Source organism: Mesomycoplasma ovipneumoniae SC01 (assembly GCF_000218525.1).
Lineage (GTDB): Bacteria > Bacillota_I > Bacilli_A > Mycoplasmatales > Metamycoplasmataceae > Mesomycoplasma > Mesomycoplasma ovipneumoniae_A.
On record NZ_AFHO01000001.1, the window covers coordinates 1 to 21,649 of the forward strand.

The 21,649-nt window shown below is 29.2% G+C and carries 15 protein-coding genes; 4 read left to right on the forward strand and 11 right to left on the reverse strand.

Annotated elements, in window-relative coordinates:
- Window positions 1-782 precede the first annotated feature (782 nt).
- On the forward strand, window positions 783-1,829 hold the full coding sequence (locus MOSC01_RS0100005) for a zinc-dependent alcohol dehydrogenase family protein (RefSeq protein WP_010320781.1): 1,047 nt from the start codon (window positions 783-785) through the stop codon (window positions 1,827-1,829).
- 740 nt (window positions 1,830-2,569) lie between these two features.
- On the opposite strand, the gene MOSC01_RS0100015 is transcribed toward MOSC01_RS0100005, so the two are convergent.
- Genes MOSC01_RS0100015 through MOSC01_RS04035 form a run of 7 tightly spaced genes read right to left on the reverse strand, consistent with a single transcriptional unit; the run spans window position 2,570 to window position 11,221 of the window.
- A complete protein-coding gene (locus tag MOSC01_RS0100015) occupies window positions 2,570-3,943 on the reverse strand; it encodes an MSC_0618 family F1-like ATPase beta subunit (RefSeq protein WP_010320783.1) in 1,374 nt (457 codons plus the stop codon).
- Window positions 3,944-3,945: 2 nt separating this feature from the next.
- Window positions 3,946-5,472: an MSC_0619 family F1-like ATPase alpha subunit gene (locus tag MOSC01_RS0100020; RefSeq protein ID WP_010320784.1), complete on the reverse strand. Its 1,527-nt coding sequence runs from the start codon at window positions 5,470-5,472 to the stop codon at window positions 3,946-3,948.
- On the reverse strand, window positions 5,472-7,730 hold the full coding sequence (locus MOSC01_RS0100025; protein ID WP_010320785.1) for an MSC_0620 family F1-like ATPase-associated subunit: 2,259 nt from the start codon (window positions 7,728-7,730) through the stop codon (window positions 5,472-5,474). The genes MOSC01_RS0100020 and MOSC01_RS0100025 overlap by 1 nt, the downstream gene beginning before the upstream one ends.
- Window positions 7,723-8,193 carry an MSC_0621 family F1-like ATPase epsilon subunit gene (locus MOSC01_RS0100030; RefSeq protein WP_010320786.1) on the reverse strand — a complete coding sequence of 157 codons (471 nt, stop codon included), beginning with the start codon at window positions 8,191-8,193 and terminating at the stop codon, window positions 7,723-7,725. Before MOSC01_RS0100030 ends, MOSC01_RS0100025 begins: the two co-directional genes overlap by 8 nt.
- Window positions 8,194-9,060, reverse strand: a complete 867-nt coding sequence (locus MOSC01_RS04485; RefSeq protein WP_010320787.1) for an MSC_0622 family F1-like ATPase gamma subunit — start codon at window positions 9,058-9,060, stop codon at window positions 8,194-8,196.
- 27 nt (window positions 9,061-9,087) lie between these two features.
- Window positions 9,088-9,633, reverse strand: coding sequence for a DUF2714 domain-containing protein (locus MOSC01_RS0100040; protein WP_010320788.1), 546 nt, complete (start codon window positions 9,631-9,633; stop codon window positions 9,088-9,090).
- A 46-nt stretch (window positions 9,634-9,679) separates the two neighbouring features.
- Complete coding sequence (locus MOSC01_RS04035; protein WP_010320789.1) at window positions 9,680-11,221, reverse strand: MSC_0624 family F1-like ATPase-associated membrane protein; 1,542 nt, start codon at window positions 11,219-11,221, stop codon at window positions 9,680-9,682.
- Between the two features lie 146 nt (window positions 11,222-11,367).
- Here MOSC01_RS04035 and MOSC01_RS0100050 point away from each other — a divergent pair, with 146 nt between their 5' ends.
- Window positions 11,368-12,171: a Cof-type HAD-IIB family hydrolase gene (locus tag MOSC01_RS0100050; RefSeq protein WP_010320790.1), complete on the forward strand. Its 804-nt coding sequence runs from the start codon at window positions 11,368-11,370 to the stop codon at window positions 12,169-12,171.
- Between the two features lie 55 nt (window positions 12,172-12,226).
- On the opposite strand, the gene MOSC01_RS0100055 is transcribed toward MOSC01_RS0100050, so the two are convergent.
- From MOSC01_RS0100055 to MOSC01_RS0100070, 4 genes are all read right to left on the reverse strand, one after another.
- A complete protein-coding gene (locus MOSC01_RS0100055; RefSeq protein WP_010320791.1) occupies window positions 12,227-12,910 on the reverse strand; it encodes a hypothetical protein in 684 nt (227 codons plus the stop codon).
- Window positions 12,911-12,938: 28 nt separating this feature from the next.
- Complete coding sequence (gene mgtE, locus MOSC01_RS0100060) at window positions 12,939-14,402, reverse strand: magnesium transporter (RefSeq protein ID WP_010320792.1); 1,464 nt, start codon at window positions 14,400-14,402, stop codon at window positions 12,939-12,941.
- Window positions 14,403-14,408: 6 nt separating this feature from the next.
- Entirely contained in the window at window positions 14,409-15,020 is a 612-nt protein-coding gene (locus MOSC01_RS0100065) for a diadenylate cyclase (protein ID WP_010320793.1), read from the reverse strand.
- 184 nt (window positions 15,021-15,204) lie between these two features.
- Complete coding sequence (locus tag MOSC01_RS0100070) at window positions 15,205-18,222, reverse strand: hypothetical protein (protein ID WP_010320794.1); 3,018 nt, start codon at window positions 18,220-18,222, stop codon at window positions 15,205-15,207.
- 1,159 nt (window positions 18,223-19,381) lie between these two features.
- On the opposite strand from MOSC01_RS0100070, the gene MOSC01_RS0100075 reads away from it, so the two are divergent.
- The gene (locus tag MOSC01_RS0100075; protein ID WP_010320795.1) at window positions 19,382-20,596 is read left to right on the forward strand and encodes a phosphoglycerate kinase; all 1,215 of its coding nucleotides are present in this window, start codon (window positions 19,382-19,384) and stop codon (window positions 20,594-20,596) included.
- A 109-nt stretch (window positions 20,597-20,705) separates the two neighbouring features.
- A complete protein-coding gene (locus MOSC01_RS0100080) occupies window positions 20,706-21,539 on the forward strand; it encodes a MurR/RpiR family transcriptional regulator (RefSeq protein ID WP_010320796.1) in 834 nt (277 codons plus the stop codon).
- Window positions 21,540-21,649: the final 110 nt, after the last annotated feature.

Genomic DNA, 21,649 nt, shown 5'->3' on the forward strand with positions numbered 1-21,649 from the left:
GACATTAATATAAATTAAGGTTTTACGTTCAAAAAACACTGATTTACGGGTGTTTTTTCATATTTATATTCACTAAAAAGTGAATTTTTGCCTTAAAACTGGGAAACTCGGGATCAGTGTTTTTTAACGCTAAAATCTTAATTTTTATTATTTTAAAATTAACCCTTTGCAAAAAAAAAAAAAAATGTTTGGTCTAACAAAAAATTATGTTATAATAAAGCTCACTTAAGAATAAATTAATAAATTTTGATATTGAATTAAAGGGGATTAATTATGTTTTTTGTCTAAAAAATCAGAAAATGCGAATTTTCCATTATATTTTTAAATATGATGGAATGCCTTAAATTTAAACGTTTAGAAATCATCAAATTTATGGCCTTTAATTACTGTTCTTTCAAAACTTCATATGTTTTTTTAGGCTCGATGTAAATAAAAACGAGTTTTCTATTTGCATTGAGTTTAAATAGTAGTTGTATTTTTTATGGTTTTTGTTAGCACTTTAACTAAAAAGGTAGTTTAAATATTTTGTAATTTTGCTTTTTAAGTTAAAAACGCCGAAAAACCGGACACTTTTTTAAGATTATCTCATCAAACTGGAAAACTCGAAAAAAAAATTGGTTTTTGTGACTAGGTACAAAATTAATGTCAAAACCTTTGGCAAATAAGGCAGAAATTTTACACTACGTTGACTAAAAAAATTTTCAATAAAAATACTTATTTATTATAAAAAAAGTTATATAATTATTTATGCAAATAATTATATACGAGGTCATTATATAAAAATGAAAGCATTAGTTTATCGTGGCGATCACAGTATCGCCCTCGAAGATGTTGACAAACCAGTTATACAAAAACCAACAGATGCAATTGTTAGAGTTACCAAAACAACTATTTGCGGTACAGATTTAGGAATTTTTAAAGGTAAAAATCCCGAAGTTGCCTCAGGTAGAATTTTAGGTCACGAAGGTATTGGTATTGTTGAAGAAATAGGTTCAAGTGTTTCTAATGTTAAAGTAGGTGACAAAGTTTTAATTGGCTGCATAACTCCATGTGGTAAGTGTGACAACTGTCGTGTACAGTTATATTCTCATTGCCGTGAAGCAGAAGGTGGTTGAAAATTCGGTTACATGATCAACGGAACCCAAGCCGAATATGTAAGAGTTCCTTTTGCCGATAATAGTTTATATAAATATCCTGATACAATTTCTGACGAAGTAGCTGTTATGTTATCAGACGCACTTCCAACTGGACACGAAATTGGTGTTCAATATGGTCAAGTTTCACCTGGTAAATCAGTAGCAATTATTGGTGCTGGTCCAGTTGGAATGGGAGCGCTTTTAACTGCCCAGTTATATTCACCAGCTAAATTAATTGTGATTGACTTTGATAAAAACCGTTTAGAAAAAGCTAAAGAATTAGGAGCAACTCACACATTAGTTCCTGATGAAACACTATTAGACAAATTACACGAAATTGTTGGCCCTGATGGTGTTGATGTGGCAATTGAGGCTGTCGGACTTCCGCAGTCATGAGACACATGCCAAAAAATTGTTAAACCAGGCGGAAATATTTCTGTTGTTGGTGTTCACGGTAAAAAAGTCGACTTTAACCTTCAAAATCTCTGAATTAAAAACATCACCGTTACAACCGGACTAGTAAATACAAACACACTACCAATGCTAATTAACGCCGTTTCAACCGGAAAACTACCAGTTCAAGGTCTAATTACCCACCGCTTTAACCTTTCTGATATCATGAAAGCTTATGATACCTTCTTAAATGCATCTGACAATAAATCAATGAAAATTTTCATTGACGCGACAAAATAAAGTTATTATTTTCGTTTTATTATTTGTAAATTGATTTGTAAGACTTGTACTTTTAAAAGTGCGAGTCTTATTTTTTTATTTTCAATTTTTAAAATAAAAAAAATCTCTTACAATTAACCTTGCTAAGAATGAATTAATAAATTTTTTAGATATTAGAATTAAGGGGGACTTAATTATGTTTTTTTGGCTAAAAAACTCAAATAAAGCAAATTTTGAACTATGTTTTAAAGATAGTGTAATGGCTTAAAATTAACCGTTTGCAAAAAAAAAAAAAAAATGCTTGGTCTAAAAAAAATTTCTGTTATAATTAAACTCACTAAGAATGAATTAATAAATTTTGATATTGAATTAGGGGGAATTAGTTATGTTTTTTGTCTAAAAAAATCAGAAAATGCGAATTATCCATTATATTTTTTAAATATGATGGAATGCCTTAAATTTAACCGTTTAGAAATCTATAAATTTATGGCTTTTAATTATAGCTCTTTCATAACTTCACATATTTTTTTAGACTCAATGTAAATAAAAATGAGTTTTCTATTTACATTGAGTTTAAATAGTAGTTGTATTTTTTTATGGTTTTTGTTAGTGTTTTAAACTAAAAAAGCAGTTTAAAAATTTCATAATTTTGCTTTTTAGGGTAAAATTTTAGCTTTTTTAGTTTGGTTTATTTGATTAATAAGTAAATAAAAAATTTCACCTAAATTTAAGGTGAAATTTTACTTTGTTATTTCAAGTTTTTAGGCTTCTTTTTTAGCAAGATCATCAACTGAGCCGATAAAGGCAAATTCTGATGGGGAAATATCTAAAAATTCGCCATCAATAATTCGAATTACTGAATCGATTGTTTTTTCAAGTGGAACATAAACTCCAGGTTCTTTAGTAAAGGCAGCGGCCATAAAGAAATTCTGGGTGAAAAAGTTTTCAAGTTGAAGCGCTTTACGGACAATTATTTTACTTTCAGCATCAAGTTCATCAAATCCAAGAATCAAAATAACATCTTCTAAGTCTTTGTATTTTTTCATAATTGACTTAGCGGCGATAATTGCATTAAAATGTCTTTCACCAATAACGTTTACCGAAACTGAGTTTGAGGTTGAAACTAAAGGATCAAAAGCTGGGAAAATATTTCTTGACATTTTATCACGTGAGAGCACAAATGAAGAATCAAGGTGAGTAAAGAGCGAAATAGCCGCTGGATCAGAAAGATCATCCATTGGCAAGAAAACGGTTTGGAATGAAGTAATTGAACCATTTTCATTTTTATAAAGACGATCTTCAATAAAAGAAACATCAGAGTCCATTGTCGCATGGTAACCACCGATTGAAACATTTTTTTCAAGCGCACTTGAGACTTCATTAGTAGCTTGAATAAAACGGTAAATGTTGTCAATAAATAAAAGCACATCTTCTTTTTCGTAGTCACGAGCATATTCAGCAGCTGTAACTCCCATTGGCACAATCATTGAACGTGCGCCAGGAGTTTCGTTCATTTGGGCAACAAACATTGTTGATTTAGACATTAAATTTGACTCTTGAAGTTCTAAAAATAACTCAAGACCTTCACGGGAACGCTCACCTGAACCAACAAAAATTGATGAAACTTTTTGTCTTTGTTTGGAAACGTTAAAAATTATTTCTTTCATCAAAACAGTTTTACCAACTCCAGCACCACCAAAAATTCCAATTTTATAACCTTCAAAAATAGGTACAAAAAAATCAAGCGCTTTAATTCCGGTTTCAAGCAATTTATGGCGAACATTAAAATTTTCTTTTGTAACATTAACTGTAGAATTAATCGGAATTGTTTTTGGCTTGTATTGGGCATTATTTTGCGATTGGGCTAAAATGTTAAAAACTTGATTTTTAGCACTAGCACCAACAGGAACTTGTAAAAAAGTGAGTGTATTAACGACTTGATGACCAACGGCAATTGGCTGAGATTTGGCAATCACAATTGCACGAACTGTATTTGCATCTAAAATTTTTTTTATCACCAAAACTGTCGTGTTTTGGTGCATTGTTAGAGCTTGTTCGAGTTGAATTTTATCAAGATCAGTCTGAAATTTGATTTCAGCAACATTAGTTCAAATTTGGGAAACAAAACCAATCATTTTTATCTACCTCCGATATTTTGGGCCTTTTGTGTTATTGAATCAAGTAATGACTGATCCATTTTTGGGAACGCTAGTGGAACTTCGAGTTGAGTATTTGTTGATTTTTCCAAAAATTGGTTAACTATTGTTGCAAAATATGAACCAGCGAGCTGATCGTCAATAAATTCATTATTTGTGTATTTGGCAAAAATTTGTTTGGCAAACGGATCAGTTTCAATTAAGGCCTGAACAAAATTCACGACTTTTGTAGGGTCAGCCACATCTTTTAAAAGACCTCAAGAAATTATTTTTATTCCCATTAAAACACTTGTTGGTGAATAATAAGAATAACCTTTTTGAACTAAAAACTGCTCAACTTGTGACCCTTTAAAAAGTAAATCTGAAGTTTCTTTATTAAGATCATAATCTAATTTTGCTAATTTAATTTGCTTTTGATAGTTATAATATAATGATGAAATTTCTTTTGAAATTGCACGAATATTCTTTGCTTGAACTGATGAACCTGTCCGCGAAACACTAAGTCCGATATTTACCGCAGGAATTTTTCCTTCGGCAAAAAGTGCTGAAGAAGTAATAATTTGACCGTCAGTAATTGAAATTACATTTGAAGAAACAAGTGCGGTAATATCATTATCAACAGTTTGAAGAATTGGTAAGGCTGTAATTGATTTTCGTCCAATAAAACGACCTGAACGCTCTAAAAGTTTTGAGTGGGCAAAGAAAATATCAGCCGGAAAAGCTTCTTTTCCAATTGGCTGATTAGTTAAAAGAGCAACCTCACGTCAAACACTGGCATGTTTTGACAGATCATCAAAAACAATAACAACATCGTAATTATAACTAAGATTTTCAGCATGTGCCATTGCAAAATAAGGAGCTAAATATTGGTCAAATGGACTTGTTGAAGCTGCATGAAGAACGATTGTGTTATTCATTGCCCCATTTTTTAATAGATCATGGTATAAAGAGACTAAATTTTGCCGTTTTTGACCAATTGAGACATAAATACATTTTGTTGTTGGCGAATTTTTCTGGTTAATAATTGTATTAATTCCAATATGTGTTTTTCCAGTTTGACGATCCCCGACAATAAGTTCACGCTGACCAAATCCAATTGGGTTAAAAAGATCGATTGACAAAATTCCGGTATAAACTTGACGATCAAGCAATTGACGTTGTAAAACACCTGCGGCAGTTGCAAAAGCTGAATGGCGATAAGTTAAAAAAGTTTGTGGTCTTGCTGACTTTGGTTCGATTATATTACCAGAAAGATCGATAATTTTCCCAAAAAATTCCATTGAAGTGGCCACACGATCAAAATCAGGTAATTCAACAAGTTCGTCATTAATTTCAACTTTACCTTTTTGGTTGTTAAAAAGTAAATAAGCTTGCATATATGAGGCTTGAATTACTACCGCTTTAATTTCGGGTTTATTTTTGATTTGAAAAAATTGCTGTTCTTTTCAGTTGTATTGTCCTTTAACTAAAATAACATAGTCTAAAACTGAGGCGACACGTAATGACATTATTTTTCTCCTTGTTGTTGATTTTCAGAATTATTTTCAACTTTTTTTAATTGATTTTTTTTATAAACTAACAATCTTGAAATTACAGCAATTGAGACTAAAATTACCGAAAGTGTCCCGACTATTATATAAGCAAGATTATTTGATAACCATTGACCTTGCTGTTCGTTATTGAATTTTTCAATAAGTGCTGAAAAATTCTGAATTGGATCAGAGTTTTGTTGATTGTTATTTATTGAAGAAGATCCTTGATTTGTTTGGGGTTCATCAAAATAAGCAACATGTCCTAATATTTGGTTTAAAAGATTGATTTGGCGTCCTAGTTTAGTCATTGCCAAAAATTGATTAACTAAATTAGAACTTAATTTGTAAGACTCATTATGAAAAAGGGCAACTTTTTCGTGTGCCTGAGCAAAATAACGGTTAATATCTTCGCGAGTTAAATTCAATTTTTTGAGATTTTCGTCAAATTGTTTTTCTTTTTGAGCCGCTGCTTCTTTGTCAACTGCATTTGGTTTTGCCAAATATTGGAAAAATTTATCTTGAAGAACAATTAGATTTAAGAAATAAATTAAATAATAATGAGATCAAGCTTTATTATTGTCAATTTCTGATTTTTTTAAATAAGATAAAAACTGAAATTGTGAAGCTGAAAAAACGCTAGCATGAGAAGAATTTATATAATCTTGGGCCAATTTTTTCTGAGCATCAAGAAAATCTTGGTTATAAAAAACTTTAGTTAATAAATAAAAGAAATTATAAATTGTTGTTTGTGAACCTGGAGAATAATAACGAATTTGGTCAAAACTAAACTGATCTTGAATATTCAATGTTGAAAAAAACTGGTCAATTACAGCAGTTACACCTAAATTTGAATGGTATAAATTTGTTGTTATTGCTTGTTTTTGAGCTAGAGTTGCCCCTTCAGGAAAATCAGTATAATGGGGAGTATCGTAGACTTTTTCGGCTTTTGACTTATCCGCAGGATCACGAACTTGATTAACAAAGTCAACAATTTTTACTTTTGCATTAATTTTATTTCCGGCTGGATCAAGTGAAATTGATTCAATAAAATATTTAAAACGTGAATTTAATGGATTTAGGAAGAAAAAAATGTTATTTTTTTCTTCTGGTGATGCATTATTATAGAGTTGAACTACTTCATTAAGCGGCCTACCTGCATACTGAGGAGCAATAATTGGGGGCAAATCAGGGGCAATTCGCACTTCAAATTCAGGTTTTTCGGCTACATCAGGTGGATTTTGGTTAGTAATTTTTTTAATTGCAAAATTAATTTGTTCTTGGGCTGATTGAGATGAACTTGGATTTGGCAATTGATTTAAAGTAAAATCAAGTAAAAGTGACTGTTTTTCAAAATAGTTTTTAATTCAGTCATTTCAAGAAGTTATTCCTTCTTTGCCAATTGGCTTACTTGCTAATAAAAGGTTTTCTTCAGTATCAGATTTGTCAGCAAATTTGTCAAGGTTAAAATTCTTTTTATAAACAGGAAATTCTTCTTCTTTAAAAAGATATTGTTTATATTGGGATGTAAGTCCTTGAAAATAAGTCTTAATTCGATTTTCAAATTCTTTGCCTTTGAGCGTGTTTGGAACTTCTGTTACTTTTGAGGTTTTAACATTATTTATTTTTTCATAATTATCATCATTGTTAGTTCCTCATTCAAGACCTTGGTAGTTTTCTTTGTCAAAACTAACATCGCCACGTTTTAGTTTTAGATTATTAGCAAAAGCAAAAGGACTAATAATATTAAGACCAAACTCACTTGGATTCTTTTTTAGACCTTCACGGTTTCGTTTAAAGTAATCACGAAGTTGTATTCAGAAAAAACTTTGCTGTAGTTTTTCTTCAAGATTATCACGAGTTTTTGAAGCAATATCAGCAAGTTTGATTTTAATATCTTCATCAACCTTATCAATAAATTGGTCAATTAATGATTCTTTTTGGGCTTCTCAGTATGCTTTATTTTGCCTTAGATCTTCTTCAGTAATTGGCTCAGCCTTTTTTTCACTTGTGCCTGGTTGAGCTTGTCCGCCAGGATTTTGTTCGGGATTTTGTCCGGGATTTACTGGCTGAATTGTAGGGGGCTGGCTTGGGCTTGAAGGAGCTGGGGCGGTTTGCTGAAATTCAACAGCAGGAGGACTAAAAGTTGAAGCTGATGAAAGAAAAAATAAAGATGAAATTGAAAAGACTGATAAAATAGGCGCAAAAACTAGTTTATTTTTTAATTTTTTAGACATAATTCACCTCGGTTTGAACTAAAAAAAACAGTTGCATCAAACGGTTTTGTTCATTTTCTTGTTTGGTAAGTATATAACTATTATACAATTCTAAATTTGAACTTAGCTCTAAATTTGCTTGCATTTGCAACTTGTGTAAAAGTGTTTTTTTGCTTTTTTGATTTGATTTTTTCTGAATATAATATTCTTTTTTATCAGTTTTGTAAAAAATCAAATCATCATGAAGCCGAATAGAAGCACTGTTTTCTAAAGAAAAAAGTAATGATTTGTGGGCAAAAAAATAAAAAACCCCTGAGGAAATTTCGATTTTTATGAGCGAAAAATCAAGATTTGAGACAATAAATGGTTCAAGTGGTGCAAAATATTTTTCCTGTTCAATGTTAATATATATTTTGCAATCTTTAAAATTTATAGTTTTATTTTCAGGGGTCAAAATTCGGAAATTTCAAAGTTGTGATTCCATTTAAAAAATTCCTTTCGGTTTGCTCTTAATCAAGTTTAGTTCCTCAATTTCTAGCTCACGTTCAATTTTTAAAATTGTTGTTTTAAGACGTAAAATTTTTTCCTCAATTTCCTTTAAAAGTGTATTTTCGTGAATAAGTTTATTTTTATAGACGATAAATTGCGACTCAAGTAGTAAAACCTGCACGGATGTAGCAAAATATGTTTGAATTTGAGTTTGGTAAAATTCTTCAAAATTAGGGAAAAAACGGACTTTATCAAGGCTAGCTTTGAATTTATCAATTGTTTCTTGACTTGTTTCCATTTTAAATTCAAATTGGTTTAAAGGGAAAATTGTTGCAATAAAATTTGGGATTTTATTTGAATAAACGGCCATTTTTACTGATGAAAACTGACGAGTTTTAAGTCCATATTCAATAACTTGACCAATTTTTACTGAATTTTCAAAGGAATTGTCTAAATTTTCAAAACTAGTTATGATTTTCATATTGTTTTTCTTTGCAAAATTAATTGCCCGAACACCAAGAGGAACAATAAAATCTTTTTCAGTATAATTTTCTAAAATTTTAGTTTCAATTTGATCAAAAAAGTTTTGGGTATATTTTTCATTTGATGAAGGATAAATTCAAAGATTAATATTTTGACGGGCAAAAGCTTTTTTTGTCAGTAGTGATAATTTTGTGCTAAATGGTCTTTTTGGACTAAATTGAGCAAGTAAAAACTGTCCAATTAAGAAAAATTCATAAACATTTCTTATTGTTCTTAAAAGAAGGTTAATTTGGATTAGAGAAATATTTCGATTTAACGAAACTAAATCATAAATTTTGATAAAATTGTCTCTTTTTTCCTTTTTTTCATTTATGTTCATAATCTAAAACTCTCAGAATTAAAGTATTTATGCTTTTTTATTTGGATCCTTTTGATCTTCTAAACTTGATGCTAAAGAAACTTCGCTGAAAATAACTTTAAGTGTTTTTGTTTGCGGATCTAGAAAAACAATGCATCCTTCGACAACTTCAACAAAACGGCTTTTGTTGGCAATAAAATCTCAAGCAAGCGTGTTTAAATTGGAAAGTAGTGCTGAAAATCTTGAATCAGAACTATCTGAGTAAAAATTACTTGCTCTAACATTTGAAGATTCAACTTGAGCAATTATAGGAACAAGCCCTTTTGAGCCAAAACGACTTGAGCGTTGTCAAGAAATTACGAAATTTTTAAATACTAATTCTGTGGTTGACTTATAAGAGTCAATAACTTTTTTTTGGTATTTTTCTTTCATCGAGGATTTTGCTTTTTGCGAGGATACAAGTAGAGTTAAATTCATTAGTGCATCAAAACTAATAAAATTGGGATGATTAATTAAATCATAATAGTCGCGAAACTCTGTTTTTGTATCAAGTTGGTTTGGATTTGCTTGCTTTTTCTTTCCTAAAATTTTCATGATTTGTTCCTTATTTTTTAACTTTTAGATTTGGAAGTTTTTAGATCTAAGACGAACCTATTTTTTCATTTTCAACGTTTTCTTTTTGATCTTGAGATGGTTTGTTTTTTGTTGTTAGAATTAAAGTATTTTTACCAATTGCAACAAATAAATTTGCCAAAACAAAAATTGCAAGTAAAACAGTTAAAATCCCAAGAAAATAGAAACTATAGTCAATATAAAAAACTGATACTAAATCTCTTTGGTAGTCTTCTGGCTTAACTTGGGAAACAGTAGATGTATAAATATCAATATTCAATAAATAAATGAAATTAAAAATTGTATATAAGACAATAAAAAAACTTACCATTAATTTCATCCAAAGCGGAAATTCGGGCTTAATTCTGACTAGAGCAAAATAAATGGTAAGGAAAAATACTAGCTGAGTTGAGTTTATCCAAATTGTTTCATGAACTGAATAACTTAAATATGAGACAACAAAGCTTGCAATAAAAGATAGAAGAATAAAAATGAATGGAAGCGTATTTAATTGATAATCTTTAATTTTATTTTTTAACCGCGTAAGATTTAAAACAAAATAAAGAATTAATAAAACAACATGAACCGAAATACCAATTATTGTTGGCAAATAATTTGGTTCAATATTGTTTCCAAAAGGAAGAAACTGAACAAAATTAGTTATGGAATAAACTGTTATATAAACACTATATGCAAAAATTCCAATAGCAATAAAAATTAAGGCCGAAAGCGCTGGAGTATATTTTTTAAGCCGAATAAGACTTTGACGGTAAAAATAAATTTGAGGACTATAATATAATAAAACTAATACTAAAGCTCCCATTAAAAGTGCAATTAAAATTAACGAATTAGTTATTTTTGCCACTTCAGTAATAAAAGTATAAATTCAATCTGCAATTGGATTGTCATAAGTTACGCTCGGAATTGATGATTTTTCAGGGGTAGAAAACACCATTGAAGCAAAAATTCCAAACAAAGTACCTGATGTAACAATAGCAGAAGCTAAACTTATATGCTTAAAAATGAAAAGCTTTTTATAATCATAGTTAATTTTGTCATCTGTTCGCCCTAGTCAAAGTCAAAGGGAATAATCAAGTAAAATATAAATAAAAATTTGGGCAGAAATGCCGAGAATATGGCTCCATTCTGTCGTTAGTCAAGCAAAATAAACAACTAGATTGACTAACGAAAGGAAAAAATATACTGATAAAATTATGTATTTGTGCGTCTTATTTTTCAGGTGTAAAAATTTTAAACCTTTAAATAAAAAGATAATACTAAAAAATAACAGGAAAATTGATCTTGCAACTCTTGGAGCAATAAATTCGCGAATTTCATCATCAATAGGATTAAAAATTAGCGAAATACTTGAAATCCTTGAAATTGGCGCATTTTGGTCAATATTTACTATGTTCAGGAATGACCGACGGGCATCAAAGAAAATTGCCGTGCTTAAACCAAGTAAAAGCAGAATAAATAGTATGCGAAGAAAAATACGCGCTAAATTCTTCTTGTCTTTTTTAGCTGGTTTTGCATTTAACCTATAAGCTTCAGGACTAACCGCATTCATTTTTACCTCCTTTTTTAGTTTTGAAATGCTAACATTATAACCTTTTTTTTTTTTTTTTTATGACAAAAATGCAAAAAAAATTAGTTAAAAAATATCTAATTTAAAATAATTTATTGTTTTTGGCGTTTTACCTTATAATTTTAGAAATGATTAAAAAATTAATATTTAGTGATATTGACGGAACTCTTTATTGCGGTGATTTTTCCGTTGATAAGGAAACAATTGATTTTCTAAAAAATAATAAAGATAACTTTACCTTAATTTTAAATACAGGCAATCCTTTGGGTTCAAGAATTTTGCAAATAGCAAAACTCTTAGAAATTCGTTACCTTTTAACTTCTAATGGCTCTTTATTTAGTGATTTAAAAGAGGACAGACATACTTTAATTAATGGACCAATTTCGCAAAAATCACAAGATTTTGTTTTTAAAATTGCCAAAGATTTAGATATGCAACTAAATTTTTGAACAAGCCAAAAATATTTTAGCTTTAATTTTAAAGAGCAAAATTATTCCTATTTTAACTACCCACTTTTGGATCCTGAAAATGAGGTAATTTTTGTTGATGGCCCACAAAAAGATGTAATAAAATTAGAACTAATTGGCCCAAGCCAAAATTTAGAAAAGGCTTATAAATTATTACAAGAAGATGGTGATCTTGAAGCAGTTTTAATTAATAATATAAGCATTGAAATTAGTAAAAAAGGAACAAATAAAGGAAATGCTGTTGAATTTGTAGCAAAAACTTTTGGAATTGATGTCCAAAAAACAATGACAATTGGCGATAGTCCTAATGATATTTCAATGCTTGAAAAAACTAATTTTTCTTATGCAATGGCAAATGGCTATGAAATTGTTAAAAAAACAGCAAAACTTCATACAAGCGCTTGCGATCAACAAGGGCTAGTTTATGCAATTAAAGACTTTTTATATCGAACAAAATTTGACTAAAAAAGTCTTTTAGTCAAATTTTGTTAGTTTTTTGTAATTAAAATAATTAAAAATCTTAAATTCAATTAATTTTAAATGGTTTTTTCTGTTGTTTGATTTGATAAAAATAAACAACAAGTTGGATTGTTGAAATCAAAAACCCAATAATTTGAAAAATGAATGACGAAAGATAAGCCCCATTTTTTTCAATAACAAATTGCAAGAAAAAGTAGATTAATCAAGCAAAGTTTAAGAGGAATAAATTTAGCAAAAAGGTAAGTGGAATAAATTTAATTGTTTTATTTTTAATACCTAATAAAGTTTGTGGTAAAAAGGCAATATTTACCGACAATCCGGCAAAAATTCCAACATAATTAGCATAAGAACCCAGATTGCCTAAAGAAATTTTGGCCCAAAAGAAAATTCCAAGTAGTAAAATCAGTAGAAAAACTGCTAGTGCAAAAGACAAAAAAGTGAAATTTATTATTTGTCTTCTTGTTGTTTTTGCTTTAAAAATATAAACTTGAGCTAAAAAGATAAAAGTTGAAAGTCCGCTAAATACTTGCGGAATAAAAACTTGTAAATCACGGATTGCAAATCCAAAAATTGCAAATCCAAAAATTCCCAAATAATAAATTCATCAACTTAGTAGTGAAACTTTTGGTGGTTTTTTTGCTAAAAAAGTATTTATTACTAAAGGTAAACCGATTATCGAAGTTAAAAAAGCCGCAATTCAACCAATTATTGTTATATAAGACATATTTCCCGCTTAAAAAAAATATATTATACTACAATAATAAAAAAATAATAATTGTTACACCAAAAAATATTAAAGTAGAAATTGAATCTGTTACAGTCGCTAAAATTGGCGCTGACATAACAGCAGGATCTCTTTTTGTCGCTTTTGCAATCATCGGAATTATTGAACCAAGAATTTTTGAGAAAATAATTACTGTTAAAAGTGAAAATGATGAGGCAAAAGAAATAATTAAAACATAATCGCGGATTGTTAAATTTGAGATTGAATTTTCGGGAATTTGCGAGTTTTTGATCTCGCCTGAGAGAGTAAAATAAATTACTAACCGCAAAAAATTTAGAATCATTAAAACTGTGCCAACAACGGCTCCAACGCCAATTTCTTTTAAAAGAACTTTGGAAAAAAAGTTAGAACGATTAATTTCTTTTAGTGAAATTGAGCGGACAATTGTTGTTGCTGATTGGGAGCCAGCATTTCCGGCTGATCCAGAAATTACCGGGATCATTGAGACAATTGTGGTAATAAAAGATGAAAGCCCGATTGATTTAATTGCATCATTTTCGGTAATTGCATCTGTGAATTTTTGAATAATAAATTGGGACAAAGTTGAGCCAAACATTAAAATTATTAGTCAAAAAACACGGGATTTAACAATTTGAATTATTGTGGTTTTAAGATAAGAATCCTCAACTTCTTGTGGTAAAATTCCGGCTAATTTATAAATATCACTTGTTGCTTCTTCTTTAACAATGTCAATAATATCATCACTTGTAACCATCCCAATTAATCTTTGGGCAGTATTTACAACCGGTAAAACCGAAAAATCATTTTTAGCAAAAACTTCAGCGGCATCTTCTTTTTTGTCAGTTGTTACTAAAAAAGGAACTTGAAACACTATTTTTTCAATATTTAAATTAGGATCAGAAAAAACTATATCCTCAAGTGTGGCCGCGCCGATAATTTTTTTTTGCGAATCAACAACATAGTAATAATGCACAAGTTCAGAAATATCTTTATATTTACGGATTTTTTCAAGCGCTTGGGCACAAGTTAATTCATTTGAAAGATAAACAATATCAACCGACATAAAAGAGCCGATTTGATTTGAATTATATTGTAAAAGTTGGTTAACTCTTTTTCTTGTATCTGGATCAATATTGCGCAAAATTCGTTTGGCAACATTATCAGGAACTTCATCTAAAAGCTCGACAATTTCATCAGCATAAAGTTCATCAAGAAGTTGATTCATCATCTCATTTGGCAAACTTATAACTAATTCTGATTGAATTTCGGGCGAAAAAAAGGTAAAAATTTCTCCGGCTGTGGCAGTGTCTAACATTCTAAAAAATAAAAGACGCTGAAATTGACTAAATTTAGATACTTCTTCTGCTACTTCTGAAAGTGGTTTTTGGTTTGTGTATTCACGGACTTGATTAATTTTTTTATTGTTTACTAAATCAATTAACAAAGAACTTTTTGTCTCAAAATTTTGCATTAAATATTATTTTTTAACAGTATTTGTTTGACTTGAATTTAGTTCTTTTGTTAAAACTTCAGTAAAAGTTTCAAGATTTGTAACCTTAAAAAAATTTGCATCACGAACAATCACAACCTCACCACTTTGTTCTGAAACAACAACTGTTATTGAATCAGAAACCTCAGAAATACCTAAAGCAGCCCGGTGTCGGGCGCCATATCGGTCTTCAAGTGTTGATTCTGAAACCGAAAAATATGTCGAGGCATACAAAATTCGGTCATCAACAATAATAACTGCCCCATCATGCAATGGCGAACTTTTTTGAAAAATAGCGATTAAAAGCGAGGAATTGATTAAAGAATCAATTTTTACCCCGTCAGTACGGAGACTATCAAGAAGAATGTTACGCTGCAAAGTGATAATTGCTCCGACTTTATTTTTTGACAAATATTTAACTGCAAAATAAAGTTCATAAACTATTTTTCTTTGTGTAGATATGCCTAAATCAACAAAACTACGGTTCACCTTGTTTTTATGCAATGTTTTTATATGATTGTAAATAAAAAAAACTGCAAAAAAAAGACCTAAAACTAGGGTTAATGCTGAAATTATCAAAACTACAATATCTAAGTTCATGACATCACCTTTTTACTTTATTTAACTTAAATATTATATATTAATTTTTTATTTTCGACAAACAATTATTTTTAATTATTTTTTAACCGGTTTTTACTTTTTAAAAAAATATAAACTCCTTTTTTCCCTAAAAATTTTTTAAGAAAAAAGGAGTTTATAAAAAAGGTTAAACAAAATAAAAATTTTAAATAATACCAGCGCCGTATAAAATAAACATAATTACAACAACAAGAATTACAGCAATCAAGGCAAAAACGATAAATCATAAAACATAAGAAGGAAGACCTCAAATTGTTGATTTCTCGGTTGCAACGATAATTATTTCTTCATCCTCATCCACGCTTGAAGTTGAAGCGGCAATTACACGGGTAGCCTCGTCAACACTTAAATCACCTAGACCAACAGAAACTCCGCCAGATTGAACATTATAACCACCAAAGCCACGTTTTGTGTTAAATAATTCATCATCAACGATTGAATTATGTTCATTACGGTTGAGATCTAGAAAGGCTTGATAAACAATTCCGCGGAATAATGGGATAATTGTTGGAAATTTATTTAGTTCAAAAGTCCCAATTTGTGGATAATAAGGGTGAATTTTGACTCAAGAATAATCAAGAACTGGCTCAACTATTTGCGGGATCTCGACTATTTGCGGAATTTCAACTATTTCAATCTGTGGGGGTTCAACTATTTCAATTTTAGGAATATCAACTATTTCAACAATTTTTTCATGAACAATTGGGCGACCATGTTTTAAGACTGAAAGTGGATCGACGTGATTGAAACTATCAGGGTGGTTTCAGAAATTAATTACTTTTAGTAAATAGTCAATTGAAATTCCTTTTTTGGCAAAAAGGTATTTACATGCTGGACAATTTTTGGCCTCAAGTAAAAAAGTGCGATATTTTTGACAAAAACGGCAAGAATAAACATGTAAACAAGAGGCACAATTTTGATTAAAAAGTGAATCTGAATGGGATAAATTGTATCTTAAAAGTGCTCGTGATTCATAATAAGGATAAAATGAAAGTTCAGCAATTTTTTTCTCAAGATCAATATTTTTCTTTTTAAAGATTGCCTGGCATGCTGGACATTTGCGAGCTTCACGATAAAAAGCAGCTAATTTTCGGCACTTAGGACAGAAGAAATTATGATTGCAAGCTGGACAAGGTGAATTATAAGTTTGCTGTCAAATTAGTGAGGTTAAATTTTGGAGATCATTTGTTCTAAGTTCATTTAATTTTTTCTCAAGGTCAAAGTTTGACGCTTTAAATTTAGCAAGGCAGGCTGGACAATTTTTGGCCTCAAGTAAATAAGTTGCATATCTTTGGCATCACTGACAAGATGCATTATGAAAACAAGCTTTACATTTAGTATTATTTGCTAAATTATTATAATATGAATTACTTCGGAGTAAATTTATTTTAGCATCAATGTCAAAATTTTGTTCCTTAAATTTAGCAAGGCATGCTGGACAATTTTTGGCCTCAAGTAAATAGGTGCGATATTTTTGACATCAAGGACAAGTTGCATTATGGTTGCAGGCTTTGCAATTTATAGTTGATTTTAATGAAGCTAAATGACTAAAATATGAATTATCACGAAGTAAATTTAGTTTAGCATCAATGTCAAAATTTTGTTGTTTAAATTTAGCAAGACAGGCTGGACAATTTTTGGCCTCAAGTAAATAGGTGCGATATTTTTGACACCAAGGACAAGTTGCATTATGGTTGCAAGCAACACAATTGCTAAAATAAGGGTTTTTTAATAAATAAGAGGGATAACTAGGATGTGCAAGTTCACGAATTTTTTGGCTAATATTAATATTTTTAGCTTCAAAAATCGCTTTACATCCAGGACAATTTTGAGCCTCATTTAAATAAGTGCGATATCTTTGACACCAAGAACAAAGGGCATTATGAACACAAGTTTTGCAAATTTTTGGCTCTTTTTTTGAAAAACTAAGACCTGTTTGGACAGGGAGTCTTAATTGGGCGAGTTTTTCAAGATAGTTAAAATTTTTTTTCTTAAATAAATCAAGACAAGCTGGACAATTTTGAGCTTCAATTAAATAAGTGCGATATCTTTGGCATCAAGAGCAATTTTTATTATGCACACAAGACTGACAAGAACGAGTCGAGTCTGAATTTTCAGGAGAAAAGTCGCAATATTCTGAATGAATTTGGTAATTTTCTTCTAGATCAAAATTATTGTCTGTATTTCTAGATGAATAAATTTGATCTTCGGACTCATGATGATCAGAATGATTATCTTTTTGTGGCAAATCATCTTCAAATTCATGGCCACTGACTTTTTCAACTAATGCTTGACTTACTGAGTCAACTTTTTCAAGCAATTTATTGTCAAATTCATCAGAAATATCTTTATTAAAAACTAAATTTGGCGAAGTTTTAGGCAAATTTTGCTCATTTTCTACTGATGAATTCAAGTCATCTTTTTCGTCATGGTCTTGGTCAAATTCTTCTAAAGTTTCAAAATCTTCTGAAGAATCTAAATTAGATTTATCACTCTTTTGTGATGAAATTTCTGAGTTTTCTAAATCTAAAGAAGAATTTGTGCCATCTTTTTGGTCTAAGTCATCTACTGATTCAACAATTTCAAGCTCAACTAAATGACAAGGACATTCACTATTAATTTCTTCAAGATGATTTTCATCGTCACAAACTGGACACTCAATTGGGTGATCAGTATCATTTTGTTTTAATGCATAGAGAATTTCTTCAATAGTTTTCTCGTTTTCAGTAATTAAAATTTCGGTTTTTTGTTTTTCTTTGTTTGTTTTAGATTTTAAACTTTGTAAATCAAAATGTTTTGATTGGTCCGAAGTTAAATTTTTAGGTTGGCTAGTTTTTTGATTTGGCTGAGTTGATTCATTTAGGTTGAAATTTGGGTCATCAGCCAAAATTTTAGCTATAAATTGTTCTTTTTTTTCTTGACTAAGTGACCTAAAATTAATCGCTAAAGGAAAGGAAATTACAGATCCAAATTTCTTATTACGTAAAACTCAAAGTCGAACTGGTGTTTTAAGACTTTCAATTTTTAGAAAAACATCAACTAGAGAGTTAAAAAGACCGACGGTTTCCTTTGCGAATTTTAGCCTATAATAACAGTCTTTTTCATTGTGAAACTCATCACAAATCTCTGTGAGATAAAATCTTAAAGTTTTGGTTTTGTTCATTTTTCTAGCGACTTCTTTTTGATCTTTATATTTAAAGTAATGTAAATTATAGAGTAAAATTTGTAGTTATACTAATAAAAAATAAATTTTGCTTTTGAACAAACGCAAAATCTATTTCAATTTTAACATAAAACGAATAAATTTTAATGTTATTTTTCACAAATTTTTCTGTTTTTACATTTTAGTTTTGATTTTTTGCCTTTTTGAAAATTATACTATAATTTTAAAGCATATTTTAATTTTTTACATATTATTTTTTGCATTTTTTTTCATTTAACAAAAAAAATTGCAAAAATAAAAATTAAAGGGCTTATAAGACAAAAAAAGCTATAAATTCATAGCACAAAATTTATTTTTAGTTTTTTTAGACATATTAATTTATTAGTTTATCTCGAGTTTCCCAGTTTGATGAGAAAATCTTAAAAAATTATCCGGTTTTGGAGCTTTTTTAACTTTTTTGGAAAAAGTTAATTACCATTTTTTTACTGATTTATTAAGATATCAAAGTAAAAATCATACCTATTTCAAATATTTGGATCACTAGCAACGCCATCAAACTGTCAAACTCAGGAAAAATAACTATCAAGGAAAAAACACTAAATTTTAAATCCAACACTCATGAATGCAAAATCTACTTATTAATAAAATAAGGCGAACTAAAAAAGCTAAAATTTTAACTTAAAAAGCAAAACCATAAAAAATACAACTACTATTTAAACTCAATGTAAATAGAAAACTCGTTTTTATTTACATCGAGCCTAAAAAAATATGTGAAGTTTTGAAAGAACAATAATTAAAAGCCTTAAATTTGTAGATTTCTAAACGGGTAAATTTAAGGCATTCCATCATATTTAAAAATATAATGGAAAATTCGCGCTGTCTGAATTTTTTAGACAAAAAACATAACTAATTCCCCCTTAATTCATATTAAAATTTATTAATTCATTCTTAAGTGAGATTAATTATACCTTAATTTTTTCCTAGACCAAGCATTTTTTTTTTTTTTTTTTTGCGGGAAAATTAAATAAAACCGTTATGAGACAAAAGAAGCTATAAATTCATAAGACAAAATTTATTTTCAGTTTTTTTAGATATATTAATTTATTAGTTTATAATTCTAAGCGTAACATTAATTTTTTTTAAAGGAAAATAATAAAGAATGATACCAACCTATAAAACTAAAAAATTTATTGATAAAATTAAATTTTTTAATAAAAAAGTTCTTTTACGTGTTGATTTTAATGTTCCTATTCTTGAAGGGAAAATTACTTCAACAAAAAGAATTACTGCGAGTTTAAAAACCATTGAGAAAATTGTTACTGAAGGTGGCAAACTTATAATTTTATCACACCTTGGTAGGGTTAAAACGCCCGAAGATTTGAAAAAGAAATCACTACGAATTGTCGCCGAGGAATTAGCTAAAATTTCACAAAAAGAAGTCAAATTTGTTCCTCAAAACCGTGGCAAAGAAGTTGAAGAAGCAATTGATCAACTTGAAAACGGACAAATTTTAGTGCTTGAAAATACAAGATTCCAAGATCTTGAAAACAAAGCTGAATCAAAAAATGATCCAGAACTTGGAAAATACTGAGCTTCATTAGGTGATGTTTTTATAAATGACGCCTTTGGAACACTCCACCGCGCTCATGCATCTAATGTTGGAATTGCAACTTACATCAAAGAATCAGCAATCGGTTATCTTGTAAAAGAAGAGCTTGATGCGTTGTCAAAAATTATTTTTGAACCCCAAAAACCTTTTTATGCAATTATTGGCGGCGCAAAAATTTCTGATAAAATCGGGATAATTTCAACTCTACTTGAAAAAGCTGACAAAGTTTTAATTGGTGGAGGAATGGGTTATACATTCAAAAAAGCTCTTGGACTCAAAATTGGAAAATCAATTGTTGAAGAAGACAAAATTGATTTAGCCCTAAGTTTAATTAATAAATACTCTGATAAATTAATTTTACCGCTTGATGCTGCTTTGTCTGATAAATTTGAAGATGTAAGTCCAATTTATAACGAAAAAAATCCACTTGAAATTCCGGATGACCTTGAAGGTTTAGATATTGGTCCAATGACTATAAAATTATTTGAATCACATTTAAAAGATGCAAAAACTATTTTGTGAAATGGAACTCTTGGTGTTGCTGAGTTTTCTAATTTTGCCACCGGAACTCGTGAAATTGCAAAAGTAATCTCAAAACTTGAAAATTGCTATAGCGTAATTGGTGGTGGCGATTCAGTTGCAGCGATTGAATCTGAAAAATTAGGTTATGCTTTTAGTCATATTTCAACTGGTGGTGGTGCTTCAATTAGTTTTATTGAAAAAGGCGATCTAATCGGTCTAGGTCCAATTCAGGAAAAAGCATAAGAATTTATAGCATTTTTTTAATTTTCACACTTAACAAGTCCTGTTTTTTAAAATCAAAAAAACAGGACTTGTTCATTTTTTATTTTATAAGTAAAGTAGATTAATTTTTATGAAAAGTGTATTTTTTGACGAAAAAATTGTTGAATCACTAACTAAAACTGAAAAAATTATTGTTAAATTGGCACAGGATAATCCCCAATTTTTTTATCAATCCAATCTAAAATCATTAGCAAATAAAACACAATCTTCAATAACGCTCATTTCAAATTTAGCAAAAAAATTAAGTTTTTCTAGCTTTAAAGAAATGCAGTTTCATGTTTATTATTTATTCCTTAATTCAGCACAAATTTCAAATAAAGTAAAAAACCAGCAAAAAACCGATAAAAACAAGCTAATTATCGAACAACTTTATAAATATTATCATAATTCATTAGTTCAAACATTAGAACTTGTTGATCTTGAAAAAATCCAAGATTTTGCCCGTAAAATTATTCAAAGCAAAAAAATTTTTATCTACGGGGCTGGTTCTTCTTCAATCGGAGCGAGCGAACTAGCGATTAATTTGCAAAAATTAGGGCTAAATTCAGTTAGTTTTCGTGATTTTCATAATTTTTTATTAGTTAGTGTTCAATCTCAAGCCTTAAAAATTTTGTTTTCAAAATCTTGTAAAACAAAAGAAATTAATTTTGTTCTTAAAAAGTTTATTGAAAATAACGACGATTTTATTGTAATAACAGCAAAAAAACAAATTGATATTCCCAAAAAAAATTTAATTTTTTACCAAACACTTGAGCAAAAAAACCGTTTTATTTCGATCTCATCGAAAATAAACCAACAATTTATTTCTGATGTTATTTTTTTCAGTGTTGCTAATTTAATTTCTGAGCAATATGAAGAAAACTACAAGAAAAATCTTGAAATTCTCAAAGAATGAAATGAATAATTGAAAAATATTCATAAAAAACTTCAAATTTGTAAAAATTTTTTTATTTTTCTTTTATTTTTAACTAAATAATCCATTATTTAAGTATATATAATAAAAGAAAGGAAGGT